Annotated in this window: 1 pseudogene; it reads left to right on the top strand. The window is 34.2% G+C overall.

Annotated features, from left to right (window positions below):
* Nucleotides 1-885 (top strand): annotated as a pseudogene (locus tag AC1DJR_RS31395) (S-layer homology domain-containing protein); the annotation flags it as partial.
* Nucleotides 886-996 lie beyond the last annotated feature (111 nt).

The following is a 996-nucleotide window of genomic DNA, read 5'->3' on the forward strand; positions in this document are numbered from 1 at the left end:
AATCAAGATACAAGTGAAGATGTAACAGAAAAGGTAACTGCAAAAGTAGTTGAAAATAATAAAAAAGCTATAACTTTAACATTCCCAGCTGAAGGTAACTATAAAGTTGCTGCTTCAAAAGGATTTATTAAAGATATGGCTGGTAATGATTCAGCAGCATTCACTACTGAAGTAAAAGTTGCGAAGAAAGATGCTGTTGTAACACCACCAACAGATAAAGTAGCTCCAAAGGTAGAGGGAGATGTTGTATTCGATAAGAATAACAACGAAATCAAAGTGAAATTTGATAGAGAAGTAAAAGGTGGCCAAGTTGCAGAATCAGCAGCTAACGTAAACAATTACACATTAGCGGGTGCTAAATTACCAGAAGGTGCTTTGATTACTCTAGCTAATGAAAAAGTAACAGTAGAAGGAAAAGAAACAACAAAAACAACAGCAACTATCGAACTACCAAAAACATTCACTTTCGAAAAATCAGAAACAGTGAAGTTTACAGTAGCTAACGTTGCAAATGCATCTGGAGTAAAAATGGGTACAACGAACCTATTATTAAAAGTTGAAGATACGAAAGCTCCTGTATTCCAATCAGCTAAAATTACAAGCGTAGATAACAAAGAGATTACTCTTACATTCTCTGAGGCTGTAAAAGTTGATACAAATGATTTCGTACTTGATTTAAATGGTGCACCATTAACTGTGGCAGTTAAAGAAGACAAAGTAGCTAAAGACGTAGTTCTAAAGGTTACTAGCGAAGTTAACTTAGGTAATGGTACAGTAACAGTTAAAGCTAAGCAAGGCGCAGAGAATGCTCCTCACGTATTCACAACTGCTGACCAAGCAGGTAACAAACTTGTTGATTTCAAATCAGTAACAGCAGCAAAATAATTGAAATTTATTTCAATAGAAAGAGTCCACATTATGTGGGCTCTTTTTTTATGGTCTAAATTTCATATAAAACGATCTTTGAAAAACAGATCATATTTTGAAGATTAATAG

This window comes from Bacillus sp. 05T31 (assembly GCF_056396725.1).